Origin of the sequence: Chryseobacterium sp. JJR-5R, from assembly GCF_034047335.1 — a bacterium.
Classification (GTDB): domain Bacteria; phylum Bacteroidota; class Bacteroidia; order Flavobacteriales; family Weeksellaceae; genus Chryseobacterium.
In genome coordinates this window covers 2,020,996-2,037,044 of record NZ_CP139137.1, presented here as the reverse complement: position 1 = coordinate 2,037,044, position 16,049 = coordinate 2,020,996, and the positions used below count along the sequence as shown (strand labels likewise).

General features: G+C 38.9%; 18 protein-coding genes. 11 read left to right on the top strand and 7 right to left on the bottom strand.

Translation table 11 applies throughout. The features are described 5' to 3' along the window. The first annotated feature begins 232 nt into the window (after positions 1-232). From SD427_RS09175 to SD427_RS09165, 3 genes are all read left to right on the top strand, one after another. Positions 233-1,397 (top strand): IS3 family transposase gene (locus SD427_RS09175; RefSeq protein WP_414017713.1). Its coding sequence is split into 2 segments (ribosomal slippage): positions 233-486 and positions 485-1,397, totalling 1,167 coding nucleotides; the frame shifts between segments, so codons are not numbered across the junction. 106 nt (positions 1,398-1,503) lie between these two features. Next, entirely contained in the window at positions 1,504-2,865 is a 1,362-nt protein-coding gene (gene ffh, locus SD427_RS09170; protein ID WP_320560971.1) for a signal recognition particle protein, read from the top strand. Between the two features lie 45 nt (positions 2,866-2,910). After that, positions 2,911-3,183, top strand: a complete 273-nt coding sequence (locus tag SD427_RS09165) for a TM2 domain-containing protein (RefSeq protein WP_320560970.1) — start codon at positions 2,911-2,913, stop codon at positions 3,181-3,183. A 99-nt stretch (positions 3,184-3,282) separates the two neighbouring features. Here SD427_RS09165 and SD427_RS09160 read toward each other — a convergent pair whose 3' ends face one another. The 4 genes from SD427_RS09160 to SD427_RS09145 form a co-directional block, all read right to left on the bottom strand. Next, on the bottom strand, positions 3,283-3,906 hold the full coding sequence (locus tag SD427_RS09160) for an OmpW family outer membrane protein (protein ID WP_320560969.1): 624 nt from the start codon (positions 3,904-3,906) through the stop codon (positions 3,283-3,285). A gap of 318 nt (positions 3,907-4,224) precedes the next feature. Further along, complete coding sequence (locus SD427_RS09155; protein WP_320560968.1) at positions 4,225-4,896, bottom strand: outer membrane beta-barrel protein; 672 nt, start codon at positions 4,894-4,896, stop codon at positions 4,225-4,227. 456 nt (positions 4,897-5,352) lie between these two features. Beyond that, the gene (locus SD427_RS09150; RefSeq protein ID WP_320560967.1) at positions 5,353-6,027 is read right to left on the bottom strand and encodes a porin family protein; all 675 of its coding nucleotides are present in this window, start codon (positions 6,025-6,027) and stop codon (positions 5,353-5,355) included. Positions 6,028-6,172: 145 nt separating this feature from the next. Next, positions 6,173-7,132, bottom strand: a complete 960-nt coding sequence (locus SD427_RS09145; protein ID WP_056215700.1) for a PhoH family protein — start codon at positions 7,130-7,132, stop codon at positions 6,173-6,175. Between the two features lie 132 nt (positions 7,133-7,264). Between SD427_RS09145 and SD427_RS09140 the strand changes: the two genes are divergently transcribed. From SD427_RS09140 to rplI, 5 genes are all read left to right on the top strand, one after another. Next, complete coding sequence (locus tag SD427_RS09140; protein WP_320560966.1) at positions 7,265-8,092, top strand: SAM-dependent chlorinase/fluorinase; 828 nt, start codon at positions 7,265-7,267, stop codon at positions 8,090-8,092. A gap of 63 nt (positions 8,093-8,155) precedes the next feature. Next, the gene (locus SD427_RS09135; protein ID WP_320560965.1) at positions 8,156-9,484 is read left to right on the top strand and encodes a dihydrolipoamide acetyltransferase family protein; all 1,329 of its coding nucleotides are present in this window, start codon (positions 8,156-8,158) and stop codon (positions 9,482-9,484) included. A gap of 283 nt (positions 9,485-9,767) precedes the next feature. Beyond that, positions 9,768-10,109 carry a 30S ribosomal protein S6 gene (gene rpsF / locus SD427_RS09130; RefSeq protein ID WP_027385528.1) on the top strand — a complete coding sequence of 114 codons (342 nt, stop codon included), beginning with the start codon at positions 9,768-9,770 and terminating at the stop codon, positions 10,107-10,109. 30 nt (positions 10,110-10,139) lie between these two features. Beyond that, the gene (gene rpsR / locus SD427_RS09125) at positions 10,140-10,442 is read left to right on the top strand and encodes a 30S ribosomal protein S18 (protein ID WP_027385529.1); all 303 of its coding nucleotides are present in this window, start codon (positions 10,140-10,142) and stop codon (positions 10,440-10,442) included. Between the two features lie 109 nt (positions 10,443-10,551). Continuing rightward, positions 10,552-11,070, top strand: a complete 519-nt coding sequence (rplI, locus tag SD427_RS09120) for a 50S ribosomal protein L9 (protein WP_320560964.1) — start codon at positions 10,552-10,554, stop codon at positions 11,068-11,070. Between the two features lie 60 nt (positions 11,071-11,130). On the opposite strand, the gene SD427_RS09115 is transcribed toward rplI, so the two are convergent. Further along, on the bottom strand, positions 11,131-11,700 hold the full coding sequence (locus SD427_RS09115; RefSeq protein WP_320560963.1) for a thioredoxin family protein: 570 nt from the start codon (positions 11,698-11,700) through the stop codon (positions 11,131-11,133). Positions 11,701-11,779: 79 nt separating this feature from the next. On the opposite strand from SD427_RS09115, the gene SD427_RS09110 reads away from it, so the two are divergent. The 3 genes from SD427_RS09110 to SD427_RS09100 are packed head-to-tail and all read left to right on the top strand — an operon-like array spanning position 11,780 to position 14,235. After that, on the top strand, positions 11,780-12,655 hold the full coding sequence (locus SD427_RS09110) for a lysophospholipid acyltransferase family protein (protein WP_320560962.1): 876 nt from the start codon (positions 11,780-11,782) through the stop codon (positions 12,653-12,655). Positions 12,656-12,667: 12 nt separating this feature from the next. Then, positions 12,668-13,651 carry a glycosyltransferase family 2 protein gene (locus tag SD427_RS09105; RefSeq protein WP_320560961.1) on the top strand — a complete coding sequence of 328 codons (984 nt, stop codon included), beginning with the start codon at positions 12,668-12,670 and terminating at the stop codon, positions 13,649-13,651. 29 nt (positions 13,652-13,680) lie between these two features. Continuing rightward, positions 13,681-14,235 (top strand): 3'-5' exonuclease, encoded by a 555-nt coding sequence (locus SD427_RS09100; RefSeq protein WP_320560960.1) that lies wholly within the window; start codon positions 13,681-13,683, stop codon positions 14,233-14,235. 43 nt (positions 14,236-14,278) lie between these two features. Here the strand turns inward: SD427_RS09100 and apaG are convergent, their stop codons facing one another. Both apaG and odhB read right to left on the bottom strand, forming a co-directional pair. Then, complete coding sequence (apaG, locus tag SD427_RS09095; RefSeq protein ID WP_320560959.1) at positions 14,279-14,668, bottom strand: Co2+/Mg2+ efflux protein ApaG; 390 nt, start codon at positions 14,666-14,668, stop codon at positions 14,279-14,281. A gap of 80 nt (positions 14,669-14,748) precedes the next feature. Further along, positions 14,749-16,026 carry a 2-oxoglutarate dehydrogenase complex dihydrolipoyllysine-residue succinyltransferase gene (odhB, locus tag SD427_RS09090; protein ID WP_320560958.1) on the bottom strand — a complete coding sequence of 426 codons (1,278 nt, stop codon included), beginning with the start codon at positions 16,024-16,026 and terminating at the stop codon, positions 14,749-14,751. Positions 16,027-16,049 lie beyond the last annotated feature (23 nt).

The following is a 16,049-nucleotide window of genomic DNA, read 5'->3' as shown; positions in this document are numbered from 1 at the left end:
TTCAAATTATATGATTATCAAATAGGGTAAACCACATTACCATAAGCTGACCATTATTGTATACCCGGTAAAACAAATTATACCATATGCCGTTTCTGATAAACTTATACCTCCTCTTATTCTTCTAATCTTTAAACTTCTCTATATAAATTTAATAGGTATGTTGTAAGCTCCCCGAAAAACAGTACAGTTTAAAAGTATAAAATTATTAACTTTAAATTGTAAATAGAATATGAAAAAGAGTAGATTCAGTCCTGAGCAGATAGCTAAGATTTTGAAGGACTACGATGGAGGAACCAGCAGTGAGGAATTATGCCGTTTAAACGGCATCAGCCGTCAGACTTTCTATAAATGGCGGAGCAAATACGGTGGGATGGAATCCGGTGAGCTAAAACGACTCAAGCAATTGGAAGAAGAGAATGCGAAGCTGAAAAGGATGTACGCCAACCTTGCCCTGGACTTAGAAGCAGCAAGGTATATTATTGAAAAAAGCTTTAAAGCCCTGCCACAAAAGAATTTTAATTGAAGAACTGCAGGCAGAGTCAGAAATAGGTATCAGCAGGGCGTGCCGGATACTTGGGATTAGCCGGAGTTCTGTGGCTTATAAAAGCATCAAAGATGACACGGTGCTTTACAGACAGTTGCTGTCGTTGACAGAAAGTCATCCCCGTGACGGGTTCTGGAAATATTACCATAGGCTTCGTAACCAAGGCGTGAAGGTAAATCATAAAAGGCTTCACAGGATTTATAAACAGGCAGTATTATCCTTAAGGAGAAAATCCAAAAAACGGAAGATCACCAGAGTAAAGGAACCACTGTCCATTCCGGAAGGTTTTACCCAAAGCTGGAGTATGGACTTCATGAGTGATGTTTTAGAAAACGGAAGAAAAATCAGGACTTTTAATATTATAGATGATTACAACCGTGAGGTATTGCACATAGAAGCCGATTATTCCATCAAAAGCAGCCGTGTGGTCTGGATTCTGAAACACTTAGTAAACCATTATGGAAAGCCAAAAACCATAAGGATGGACAATGGGCCGGAGTTTATCTCTCACCTTATCCAGACCTGGAGTTTGGTGAATGATATCAAGTTTGCTTACATTCAGCCGGGGAAACCTACGCAGAATTCTTTGATCGAAAGGTTTAATAAATCATTCAGAGAAGGAGTTTTGGACGCCTATTTATTCTCAAGTCTGGATGAAGTAAGAGAGGTAGCGCAAGAATGGGTTGAAGATTACAACCATTATCGTCCGCACGATGCATTGGGTGGTTTATCACCTGTGATGTGGAAAAATGGACAGCAAGCAAAGGCAAACCCAAGGCTGTTTCCTGACCACTTTCCCACATTAAACAACAACAACAAAATATTAACAGAAATTACTACTTTTGAATAGTACTGAAAATGGGAAGCCTACACACAGTGTTTAATAGTTTACAAAATAAAGACTTTGGATATTCTAAAATTTCCTTATTTTTGCAGACCTATAATTTACAATACATATGTTTAACAGCTTACAGGATAAATTAGACAAAGCACTTCACAATATTTCCGGAAGAGGAAAAATCACGGAAATCAATGTTGCGGAAACCGTAAAAGAGATCCGGAGAGCATTGGTAGATGCCGATGTTAATTATAAAGTTGCCAAGGATCTTACCAAGAGAGTTCAGGATAAAGCACTGGGACAGGATGTTCTCACTTCGCTCACTCCGGGACAGCTGATGACAAAAATCGTTCATGATGAATTGGTAGACCTTATGGGAGGTTCCCAGGAAGGCATCAACCTTTCCGGAAAGCCGTCGGTGATTCTTATTGCCGGCCTTCAGGGTTCCGGTAAGACCACCTTTTCCGGGAAACTGGCTCATTATCTGAAAACAAAAAGAAATAAAAAACCTCTTTTGGTAGCCTGTGATGTCTATCGTCCGGCTGCAATCGACCAGCTTAAAGTACTGGGCGGACAGATCGGGGTTCCTGTTTTCACGGAAGAAGGTTCAACCAACCCTTCCACAATTGCTGAAAACGGGATTAATTTTGCCAGATCAAACGGCCACGATGTGGTGATTGTGGATACGGCAGGCCGTCTGGCGATTGATGAGCAGATGATGAATGAAATCAAAACCGTTCATTATTTAATCAAGCCCAGCGAAACGTTATTCGTGGTTGACTCCATGACCGGACAGGATGCTGTGAATACGGCAAAAGCATTTAACGAAACTTTAAATTTTGACGGGGTTGTTTTAACTAAATTAGATGGCGATACCCGTGGCGGAGCGGCACTTACCATCCGTTCCGTAGTGGAGAAACCGATCAAATTTATTTCCACAGGGGAAAAAATGGAGGCTCTGGATCTTTTTTATCCGGAAAGGATGGCCGACAGGATCCTGGGAATGGGAGACGTTGTTTCCCTGGTAGAAAGAGCCCAGGAGCAGTTTGATGAAGAAGAGGCGAAAAAACTCCATAAGAAAATTGCCAAGAACGAGTTTGGTTTTGACGATTTCCTGAAGCAGATCAACCAGATCAAGAAAATGGGGAATATGAAAGACCTGATGGGCATGATTCCGGGCGTTGGAAAAGCGATCAAAGATGTGGAAATCAGCGATGATGCCTTTAAACACATCGAAGCAATTATCTACTCAATGACGCCGGACGAAAGAAGGAGGCCTTCCATTATCAATACCCAGAGAAAAAACAGGATTGCCAAAGGAGCCGGCAGAAAAATTGAAGATGTAAATGCTTTGATGAAGCAGTTTGACCAGATGGGCAAAATGATGAAGATGATGCAGGGGCCTCAGGGAAAACAGATGATGCAGATGATGAGTAAAATGCCGAATATGCCCGGAATGGGCGGAATGTTCGGTAAATAAGCTACCCAACCATCAATTAAATAAAAACACTACAAAAAAAATTATATGGAAATTAATGAAAGACAAGGAAATTATCTTCAGCCTTACAGATCTGAGAAGAAAGTAGCTGCCGGTATTTTAGGACTGCTGTTGGGTACTTTTGGTATTCATAAGTTTTACCTGGGTTACACAAAAGCTGGGATCATTCAATTGGTTTTAGGATTGGTAACCTGCGGAATCGTTGGGATAATCGGATTTATCGAGGGTATAATCTACCTGACCAAATCTGATGAAGAATTTGACAGGACCTATGTTCAAAATCAGAAAGAATGGTTTTAGTAAAATAAAATAAAATTACTTATTTTCATTATCATTATATCAAAATATAAAATCCGGTTCAGAAACGAACCGGATTTTTATTGATCTTAAAAATAATTCTTATTTATCAGATTTCTGAGCCTTGGCTTTAAGGAAATAAGAGAAACCTACGTTTACACCAAAAGTGTTAACTGTATTTTTATATTCAGTTCCGAAATAAGTTTCTTTGTTAGCAAACTGATCGAAAGATACCCCTAAATTAATACCCAGAGACTGTGTAGCCATATAAGTAACCCCTCCTTTTACTTTCCATGCTAAACCGTTAGTAGTAAATTCTTGTGAAACATTAGAATATGTTTCTTTTGTTTTGCCGGATGCATATCCGATACCTGCCCCTAAGAAAGGAACCAATTTGCTGCTGTTCATAAAATAATAAGTTGCAGTCGGCATTACAGAAAAGTTGGAGATTGTAGATTTATCACCTTCTTCTTTTGTTGTGATGCTTGTAAAGCCTAAATCAATCCCTACTGCTAATTTGTCAATAACGAAATACCCTACAGACGGAGTCACAGAAAATGTGCTCACTTTAGCACCGTCATATGTCTGGCCTTCTACTTTAGTTTTGGTATCAATACTGTTGAAACCAAGACCGGTATTTCCACTGAATACCCAGTCCCCTTTGGTCATTTGAGCATTTGACAAACCGAAAAGTGCAACAGCACCTGCCAATAATAGTTTTTTCATAGTTATTTATTTAAAATATAATTTATCTGATCTTTATTTATTCCGTATACCATCAACCGGAAATAATACGGTAACGTGTCTGATCCGGAATATCACTTATCGTTCCTCGTTATTTTCTCATGTTATTTGACGGTAATTTGGCTTGGTAACAAAGGATTTTTAAGCTGTGCAAAAATATATAATTTATTCGGTATACACTTATATTTTCAGCGAAATTACTACCATATTAATGGTTTTTCCGTTATACATGATATGGGGGTAATAAAACAAAAGCCCTGGAATAAGATCCCAGGACTTTACACGTATATGCTTTGTTTATTATTTGGCAAAAACATACTTAACTCCGAATGTTACCGAAGATAAGTTCAAACCGAATCTGTAATCGTTGCGGTTGTCAGCACCATCAACATCCAGCTTATAAGTATTAAAGCCAAATTCACCGATTGTAGCTTCAATAGACCAGTTCTTATTTAAGAAATAATCCAAACCTGGCTTGATATTAACACCTACAGATGTATATTTTGTCTTTGTGGAGACGCTTTGATTCTCAACTCCGTTATTTACATTATCTGTGAATGTGCGGGTAGCTTCCGTTTTGTAATTTCCGAATTCCATAGGAACTTCCAGCTGTCCGAAGACGTATAACTTATCTGCAATTGTCCAGTATTTTCTTACAAAAGGAGCTACAACAACAGCATCTTCCGTATATTTGCCTACTGTTTTAAGTGTATAAGGACCTGAGAACTGTGTAAGTGTAACTTTATCAGTAGATTGTTTATATCCAACTCCCAAACCAACAGCTACATTGTTCCCTACAAAGAAACCCGCAGTAGGAATAATTCTTAGATTTTCAGTTTTAGCATCGTTGTTTTCTCTGTTGTCTACAGAAGAATAGTTTACCTGTCCTGATAGATAAACAGTTCCTTTGGCAATCTGAGCATTGGATAAACCGAAAAGTGCAACCGCACCTGCCAATAATACTTTTTTCATTTTTTAAAAATTTAATACTTTCTGAGGGCAAATGTACAGCAGCAGTATCGAATATTAAAATTTGTTAATGTGATTAATATCATCGGAAAATATTGGTAATTTTCAGCTGTAATCCCAGTAAACACGGGCTTCCCGGCTTTTCATAATTTTCATGACATAAAAACTCAGATTCTTCAATGGGAGCTCAATATGACTGATTTAAAAAAAAATTGATTTTATCTGAATAGGGCTGAACGGCGTACTCCTGATACCTGAATTTACAAAAAAAGCATATAACAGGTCAGCTTTATACGTTATAATCAGGATCAGCTCTTTTTTATTTCCGACTTTAAACAGCTGCTGGAAAATGTTATCAGAAGTCCATCAGAAATATTTGTTCAGGAAAAGCAATACATACAGACATAAAAAAAAGCGGTACAAAATGTACCGCTCTGTATTCTCTAGTAAAATAAATTCTTAGTTGCCACCGAATTTGAAACCTACACCAATCTGAAAGAAACTGTTTTTTAATGTTTCATTTCCTTCAGGATTTTTGATAAGGTTAGATACTCCCAGATTATATCTTGCATCGAAGAATAAACCATTTTCCAGGGTATATTCAGCGCCAACAAATGGAGCAAGATTTAAAGATTTTACTTCATCCTTAATATCTTCAGTAGTTCCCTGTGATTCCTCAAACGCTTGTCCTAGTGCGTTTCCGCTAAGTGTAGCCGTTAATTCAACTTTTGCAGAAGTAATAATTCCAAAATTAACACCTAAACCAAAAGCTAAATTTTCAGTCGCATAATATTTTGCGCTAACAGGGATCTGTACAGTTCCCAGTTTAAAATCACTCTTTTCAGTCCCTGTTACTGTAACTCCCATTTCAGAATAAGTAACAGATTCTTCTTGTTTACCACCAATAGGAGAATATAAAACCTCTCCCTGTACAGCAAACTTATCACTGAATTTATATTCAGCTAAAGCACCAACATAAAAAGAAGATTTTGAATCAAATTTGTAAGATTCTCCATCACCTTCTGATTTTAACATCGATAAGGAGTAACCGGCTTTAGGCCCGAATTTAAATTCCTGGGCGTTCACACTTATTCCCATTACAGCCACAGCTGCCATCAGTATAAATTTTTTCATAGTATTAAATAGTTTTTAATTAATCCGGGGCAAAAATAGCATTTTTTTTCAAATATCAAAATCAAATGACTTTTCATATTAAAAAGTAAAGCACAGAACGATAAATCGTCCTGTGCTTATTAATCAGCAATGTCATTACATTAAATTATTCGCCTTTTTGTTTTTTATCCTCGCTGTTGTAAGCCAATATAATTTTCCTCACTACAGGATGCCTTACGACGTCTTCTTCCGTAAGGTGTACAAACCCGATCTCCTTAACATCCTTCAGAATCCTCATGGCTTCTTTCAGGCCGGATTGCTGTTTCGGAGGCAGGTCGACCTGGCTCGGGTCTCCGGTAATGATAAACTTGGCGTTCATTCCCATTCTGGTTAAAAACATTTTCATCTGGGAATGTGTGGTATTCTGTGCTTCATCCAGGATTACAAATGCATCATCCAGGGTTCTTCCTCTCATAAAAGCCAGCGGCGCCACCTCGATTATTTTCTTTTCTATAAAACCTTCCAGCTTTTCATGGGGGATCATATCACGGAGCGCATCATATAAAGGCTGTAAATAAGGATCCAGCTTCTCTTTAAGGTCGCCCGGCAAAAAACCCAGGCTCTCCCCCGCTTCCACTGCCGGCCTTGTCAATACAATTCTTTTTACCGATTTATCTCGCAATGCTTTAGCTGCCAAAGCTACACTTGTATAGGTTTTCCCCGTCCCGGCAGGGCCTATTGCAAAAACCATATCTTTTTTCTCCGTTTCTTTTACCAGTTTTTTAAGGTTGGTGGTCTTTGCCTTAATAACTTTTCCATTGACGCCTTTTACGATAATGTCCTGATCAAAAACCAGCTGTTTTTCGTTTTCGTCTTTAATATTGAGGATATTTTCGACATCTTTCAGGCCGATAGAATTGTTTTTGGATATAAACCCGACAATATCATCAAGTTTCTGTCTGAAGATATCAAGGGCTTCCTGATTTCCCATGGCAAATATATGATGGTCCCTGCCTGTAATTTTAAGCGTGGGAAAAGTAGATTTAATGACATTGAAATATTGGTTATTAACTCCATAGAAGATTTTCGCATCGATATCTTCCAAATCATATGTTAATTCAAACATGCAGTATTTATTAATTTAGATTTTAAATGTAAAGCTTTTTTTGAAATTTATATCAAATTCTTTTCCACAATCGTCCCGGCTTTCTTTTTATTTTAGATAAATTTGCATTTCTATTATTCCAGAAAAAATTCCATGTCAATTATCACACTTACTTCAGATTTCGGAAATTTGGATTACAGAGTTGCCGCTGTAAAGGGCAGCATCCTTTCTCTGAATCAGGATGTTCATATTGTTGACATCAGCCACGAAATCCAGGCATTTAACCTTGTACAGACTTCTTATATTGTAAGAAACGCCTATAAACATTTCCCGAAAGGAACCATCCATATACTTTCTGTTGACAGTTTTCACCATAAATCCCGGAAAAACATCGTCTGTAAAGCAGACGGGCATTATTTTATTGCTGCTGATAACGGGCTGGTGAGCCTTGTTTTTTTTGACATCAAGCCCGAGGCCATCTATGAGATCACCCTTAATAACAGGTTTGATGATATTGTCAGTTTTACATCGAGTGATGTTTTCGTTCCTGCAGCTGTGCACCTTGCCAATGGCGGGCTTCCGGAGGTAATCGGCCGGAAAATTGATTCTGCAAAGCAGCTCATGTTTCCAAAACCGGTTTATAATGATTCTGAAAAGATGATTATCGGCGAGGTAATGTATATTGATAATTTCGGAAATATAATCTCAAATATCAATAAAGATTTATTTGAAACCATTGGGAAAGGATATGAAAGTTTCACCATAAAATTCAGGAATCTTGCCCTTTCAAAGGTATTCGGGAGCCATACGGAAGTGGTTTCAGACTGGGACAGGGAAACTGAATTCCATGGGCAGTCTGCGGCAATCTTCAATGACAGCCAGCATTTGGAGCTTACCATTTACAAAGGAAGTAAAAATAACGGGGCCAAGACTTTGTTCGGACTCAACATGGGAGAAAATATTTATATTGAATTTTTCTAACATTTAATATTTCATAAAAAAATCGTTTTTTTTTATATATTTGTCAAAATCTAAAAATTAAAAATGGCAGAGTACAAATTATTGCTTCCTTCCATGGGCGAAGGCGTTATGGAAGCGACAATTATCACTTGGTTGTTCAGTGAAGGTGACCGTGTAAACGAAGACGATTCCGTAGTGGAAATTGCAACCGATAAAGTAGATTCAGATGTTCCGACACCGGTTTCGGGGAAAATCGTAAAGATCCTGAAACAGAAAGACGAGGTTGCCAAGGTAGGTGAAGCTATTGCTATTTTAGAGATTGAAGGAGAAGGCGGAAACACAGCTTCGGAAGAAACAAAGACCGAAACAGCCGCTGCTGCACCTGATACCGAGACTTTACATGCTATTGAACAGCCTTTACAGCCTGCTGCATCAGGACAGGAGTTTTCCGGAGATTTATATTTATCTCCCCTGGTAAAATCAATTGCACAGCAGGAAAATATTTCCGAAACTGAACTTAAATCCATTAAAGGAAACGGTCTGGAAGGAAGAATTACCAAAGAAGATATTTTAGCTTATGTAAGCAACAGGGGAAATCAGCCGGCTCCGCAGGCAGTACCTGCACAACAGCCTGCTTCCGCTCCGCAGCCGACAGCAACTGCAACTGCAACTTCAGCTCCGGCTTCTACCATTCCGGTTGCGGCAGGTGACGAGATCATTCCTATGGACAGAATGAGAAAAATCATTGCTGAAAACATGGTGAAAGCCAAACATATTGCCCCGCACGTAACTTCTTTCATAGAAACAGACGTTACCAACGTAGTAAAATGGAGAAATAAGCATAAAGATATTTTTGAAAAACGTGAAGGCGAGAAACTGACATTCATGCCGATTTTCGTGAAAGCGATTGTAAAAGCGATTCAGGATTTCCCGATGATCAATGTTTCTTTGAACGGAGATAACATCATTAAAAAGAAAAACATCAATATCGGTATGGCAACGGCTTTACCGGACGGAAACCTTATCGTTCCCGTAATCAAAAATGCTGACCAGCTGTCACTTTCAGGATTGGCAAAAGCAATCAACGACCTGGCATACAGAGCGAGAAACAAAAAACTGAGACCTGAAGATACCCAGGGTGCAACCTACACGATTTCCAATGTAGGAAGCTTCGGGAACCTTATGGGAACCCCTATCATTCCTCAGCCGCAGGTTGCCATTATGGCAATCGGGGCCATCGTTAAGAAACCTGCTGTTCTTGAGACTAAGGACGGTGATGTAATTGCCATCCGCCAGCTGATGTTCATGTCTCACTCATATGACCACAGGGTGGTAGACGGATCCTTAGGCGGGATGATGCTGAAACATGTTCACGATTACCTACAAAACTGGGATCTGAATACGGAAATATAAAGAGCAAAAATTGGTAATAAGTAATTTTTACCGGCTTCAAAATAAGGCCTCCGGATGTTCCGGAGGTTTTTGTTTTATAATAACTGAGGCTTAACATATCAGATTGAATAAACCAAACCAGTCCTTTATAAATTATATGGCGTCAGACTGTTCAGTGGTATATCATTTCTGTACTTCCAGAAATACCTATTAGAAACATCAACAAAATTAAGTGAGATATTGCTTATTATAAATATATTCATTACTTTTGCACCTCGAAATAAATAACAAATTCATTTACATTATGAACAATTACGAAACTGTTTTCATTTTAACTCCCGTTCTATCTGACGCACAGGTGGAGGAAGCAGTGAAAAAATTTGAAGATCTTATCAAAGAAAAGAACTGCGAAATCGTTGCTAAAGAAAGCTGGGGATTAAAGAAATTAGCCTATCCTATCCAATTGAAAAAAAACGGATTCTACACTTTAATCGAATTTAAAGGTGAAGGTTCTGTAGTAGCTGATCTGGAATTGGCATTCAAACGTGACGAGAGAGTAATCCGTTACCTGACTACAAAACTCGACAAGCACGCTATTGAGTATGCTGTAACAAGAAGAGCAAAAGTAAAAGCAGCTAGAGCTTAATTATTAACCCCTATTTAAAAAAGACAAGACATGGCAATAGATGATATGGCTAAACAAGCCTCAGCTGGAGGAGAATCTGAAGTAAAATTCCTTACTCCGCTTGATATCAATACAAAATCTGAAAAGAAATATTGTAGATTCAAAAAATTCGGAATTAAGCACGTTGATTACAAAGATGCTGACTTCTTATTACAGTTCGTAAACGAGCAGGGTAAAATCTTACCAAGAAGATACACAGGAACTTCTTTAAAATACCAAAGAAAAGTTTCTGCTGCAATCAAAAGAGCAAGACACTTGTCATTACTACCATACGTAGCTGACTTATTGAAATAAAAATTGCAATCAGCCATTAGCGCATCGCTTCTGGCTTTTTGTTGCTGAATAAATAATTAATTCTAACTTGATTTTAGATAATTCTAAGATCTAAAAAAGGACAACAACAATGGACATTATCCTAAAAAAAGACGTAGAAAACTTAGGCCTTGAATTTGACACGGTAAGTGTAAAGCCTGGTTATGCTAGAAACTTCTTGCTTCCTCAAGGTATCGCACTTTTGGCTACACCTAAAAACAAAGCAGCTCTGGAAGCTACTTTGGAAGCCAGAAAAGAAGAAGAAGCTAAATTAATCGCTACAGCAAACGGTGTAGTAGATCAATTAAAGAAAACTTCTATTACTATTCCTGCAAAAGTAGGTTCTGGTGACAAATTATTCGGATCTATCAACAATGCAGATCTTTCTGCTGCTCTTGCCAAAGCCGGAGTTTCTGTTGACAAGAAATACATCAAAATTCCTGGGAACACAATCAAAAGAACAGGTAAAGTAACTGCTAACATCAGACTGCACAGAAACGTTGAGTACAATTTCGAATTCGATATCGTATCTGACGCTCCTCCTGCTCCACAAGCTCCTGCTGCTCCTAAAAAAGAAGAAGCTAAGCCTGCCGAATCTGAAGAAGCTTAATAAAAAAGCGATTTATCGCCATATAAAAAGCCGTCTCCTTGGAAGACGGCTTCTTTTTTATCAGTTGGCTTTCCACTGTTCCAGAAAGTCTTTAACTTTTTGCAGGCTGTATCCTTTCCCTTCTTCAAGAACATCGCTAGGCTGGATATGAATCTGTTTCCCTTCTTTGTTAAGGACTATAAAAACCGGATATCCGAATTTATCCCCGGGATTTCCATATCCAGAAAAAACCTTTTCATTTTTATTATCCGGAGAATAATTAAGATGGTAATACAGGTAATTCTTATCTACGATCTGTTTCAGTTCAGGGGTAGTCTGCACAAAATTATTGAATCGTAAGCACCAGATACACCAGTTTCCCCCTGCCTGGATCATGATGTTCTTCTTTTCTTTTTTAGCTTTCGCTATTAAGCTGCGGATGTCTTTCTCTGCATCAGCTTTCGGGTCATAGGGCTTAGGCAGCCCCGCCTTCTCTTCTGCCGCTTTTTTCTTAGCATCCATTTCTGCATGGTCTGCCTGTACCCATAAAGTTTTATCCGCTTTCTTTGCTTCGTCGGGTTTATCTTTGAGTTCCTGGGAAAAAGCAATACTGCTGAATCCTAAAAATGCTGTTAACAATACTTTTTTCATATCATAAAAATAAAAAAATAATACTTATTGCCTGCAAAAAGAGAACCATAATTTTATTATCCGTAAATTTGCCTGTTTTATGAATTTCCTGATCAAGATATTAAATTTAATTTCAAAGCTTCCGCTGAAAATATTATACATATTTTCGGATATCATGTTCTTTCTGAACTATTATTTTGTCGGGTACAGAAAAAAAGTAATTACCCAGAATCTTAAAAATTCTTTTCCTGAAAAATCTGATGCAGAAATTGCAGCGATCAGGAAAAAGTTCTACAGAAATTTTTCCGATTATCTTGTGGAGACCATTAAATCTTTCACTATATCTGAAACGGAAGCCAGGGTAAGGATGCAGCACATCAACCAGGAACTTTTCCAGGATGCCAAAACAGAAGGGAAAAATATTATCCTGCTCGCCGGGCATGTCTTTAACTGGGAATGGATGAATGCTTTGGCAACCATTGTTCCTCAGGAACACAGCCATCCCGTATACCGGAGGGTGAAAAGCAGTTTCTGGGAAGACCAGATGAAAATGATCCGGAACAAATTCGGTAATGAAGCACTGGAAGCCAAAGAAGTTATTCTTCGTATCTTCAGATCCAAAAACGACGGTAATGCTGTCTATCTATTTGTGGCAGACCAGACCCCTCATTTTTCGCATATTACCTACGGACTGGAATTCCTGAACCAGAGGACCCCGGTTTTTACGGGATACGATAAATTGGCCACCCGGATGGATCTTGTTTTCATTTACTGTGAGATGAAGAAGGTAAAAAGAGGATTCTATCAGATAAATTATCACAGAATCGAGCCCGACGGAGAAAAATTTGTAGAGCACGAAGTCGTTAAAAAATTCCATAAGCTGCTGGAAAATACGCTTCATAAACGCCCTGATAATTATCTCTGGTCACATAGGAAATGGAAATATCAGGATGCCATTAAAAATTTTGATTCTTAAAAAACAGATCGCATGTCCCAAAAGTTAGCCGTTGTCATTTTAAACTGGAACGGAAAGAACTGGCTTGAAAAGTTTCTTCCTCAGGTTGTCCGGTTTTCTAAAAATGCAGATATTTATGTCATTGATAATCTTTCTACAGATGATTCAGCTGCATTTTTAGAAACTCATTTTCCCTCGGTAGGAATTATCCGTAACAATAAAAATTACGGCTTTGCAGGAGGCTATAACGAAGGATTAAAAAAGATCAATGATCCTTATCTTTATTACTGTTTACTGAATTCTGACGTTGAAGTTACCGAAAACTGGATTGAACCTGTTCTGCAGGTATTTGAAAAAGACCCGTCAATTGCAGCCGTCCAGCCTAAGATTTTATCATTTGACAACAGAAAATATTTTGAGTTTGCCGGTGCTGCAGGAGGCTTAATCGATAACCTGGGGTACCCGTACTGCAGGGGAAGGGTCTTTGATGATATAGAGGAAGACAAAGGACAGTATGATGATGAAGCGGAAATCTTCTGGGCTTCCGGCTGCTGCTTATTTATCCGGACGGAAGACTTTTGGGAACAGAACGGTTTTGACGAACGGTTTTTTGCACATCAGGAAGAAATTGATCTTTGCTGGAGGTTAATCAATTCGGGAAAGAAAATCTTTTATACCGGGCAATCTGAAGTTTACCATGTCGGAGGCGGTACGTTGAATAAGCAAAGCCCTCAAAAAACATTCCTGAATATCAGGAATAACTTGTCTATGATGCTGAAGAACCTTCCTTTCCCAAAACTGATCAGTACTCTTTTTTTAAGGCTCTGCCTTGACGGGTTTGCTGCGGCCTACTTCGGATACAAATACGGACTCACTCATTTCTGGGCTGTCGGGAGGGCACATTCCTCATTTTATTTACAGGTGCCGGGAACGTGGAAGCGCCGGCAGAAGCACCAGAAAAAAAAGTTTTACCAGTCCGAATGGCTGATCTTTAAACATTTTTTAGGAAGAAAATAGCCTTAATTCAAACAATTTAAATCAATCTAATGGATTTTTGTGCACTGGACTTCGAAACAGCCACCCATGAAAGAAACTCAGCCTGTGAGCTGGGCATATGCATCGTACAGGATTCTAAAATCGTGGAAACAAAAACATGGCTGATCAAACCGCCAAGCTTTCCCTATTTCAGCCCTTTTAACGTAGACGTGCATGGAATCATTCCGGATGATGTGAAAGATGCACCCACTTTTGATGAGATCTGGTATGAAGTTGAGGAAATGATGTACGGAACTTTAATGATTGCCCACAATGCAGGTTTTGATGCCGGAGTATTGCGGGGCTGCCTTAATCATTATGGCATGTTTACGCCAAAAATGAATTATATGTGCAGCATCCAGCTGGCAAAGAAATCATGGAATTATCTGCCTAAATACGGCCTGAAAAACCTTGCGGAATACCATGATATAAAATTCAATCACCACAGAGCAGGAGATGATGCCGAAGTATGCGCCAAAATTTCTTTACTGGCTTTTGAAAAACTGCTCCTGACGAGTAATGATGAAGTATCAGATTACATGAAACTAAAAATTAAAAAGCTTTAGATTTATTATTAAAATTCACAATTATTAAATACACCGGGCTTAATTAATTGCTCAATATTTCAGACAGCAAGTTAAATTTGGGGATATCTATTTCAAAATTTTCATCGGTCTCTGTATTTCTTACCAGGTATTTTCCGCTCATATGGCCAACTCCTGAACGCAGCATGACATTTGAAAAATAAGTGAAATTTTCATTTACAGGAATTTCAGGTGTTAAACCGATGACCCCATCGCCGAGAATTTCTGTAAACCCAAAACCCACATCAAAAATAAGCCACTTTCTTTTCAGTACTTTTATCGGAAAATCCCCGTCATTTTCGATCGTGATATTATACTTGAAAACATATCTGTTTTCCGAGGGGTAACTGTTCTTGCTATCATATTCAGGAATTACTGAAACTTTGATATTTGAGGTAGTCTGTGAAAACATCATGCTCGTATTTATAATAAGAGATACAAAAATCTCGCCTTTTTGAGGCGAGACCGTAACTTATATGCAATTAGCCTGATTGATTACAGACCCAGACCTTTTCTTTCGTCTCCGCCCATTAAAACGGCTACCGGATTGTCAATTGCTTCTTTTACCGCTACAAGGAAACCTACAGATTCCTTACCGTCGATAATTCTGTGGTCATAAGACATGGCCACATACATCATCGGGCGGATTACCACCTGCCCGTCAACAGCAACCGGTCTCTGGATGATATTGTGCATACCCAGAATCGCAGACTGAGGAGGATTGATGATCGGTGTAGAAAGCATAGACCCGAAAGTACCGCCATTCGTAATGGTAAAAGTACCGCCTGTCATTTCATCAACCGTAATTTTTCCGTCTCTTACTTTGATAGCCAAATCTTTAATATTAGCTTCAACACTCTGGAAAGACATATTTTCAGCATTTCTCAATACCGGAACCATCAGTCCTTTAGGACCGGAAACAGCAATTGAAATATCGCAGAAATCATAATTTACTTTGAAATCACCGTCTATTGATGCATTTACATCAGGATACATCTGCAAAGCTCTGGTTACCGCTTTCGTGAAGAAAGACATGAAGCCGAGCCCTACTCCGTACTTCTGGGCAAATTCTTCTTTATATTGTTTTCTCAGTCTGAAAATTTCAGACATGTCAACTTCATTGAAAGTTGTCAGCATTGCCGTTTCATTCTTCACAGAAACTAGTCTCTGAGCAATTTTTCTTCTGAGAACGGAAAGTTTGGTTGTGGTTGTAGACCTGGATCCTGTAGCACTCACAGGGTTTCCTCCCAATGCAGGAACCGCTGCCAGTTCAGCATCAGATTTAGAAATCCTTCCGTCTCTTCCGGAACCTGAAACCTGTGAGACATCGATTCCTTTTTCGTCAAGGATTTTCTTGGCAGCCGGGGACGGAGCACCGGTTGCATAGGTCTGGGCTGCAGCCGCTACAGGTTGTGGTTGTGCTGCAGGTTTCGGAGCTTCCTGCTGTTTAGCCGGTTCAGCCGCTTTCGGGGCCTCTTCCTGTTTCGGAGCTTCAGCAGCCGGAGCAGCGCCCGCATCACCTGAAGGTTTTGCAGCATCCCTATCAATTAAACACACCACTTGTCCTACCTGTACCACATCTCCTTCTTCAGCTTTTAAAGTAATAATACCACTTTCTTCAGCAGGCAGTTCAAGTGTCGCTTTATCTGAATCCACTTCAGCGATGGGCTGATCTTTTTCTACGTAATCACCATCTTTCACAAGCCAGGTTGCAATTTCAACTTCTGTAATTGATTCGCCCGGTGAAGGAACTTTCATTTCTAAAACTGACATATCGTATTTTTTATTTTTTATTG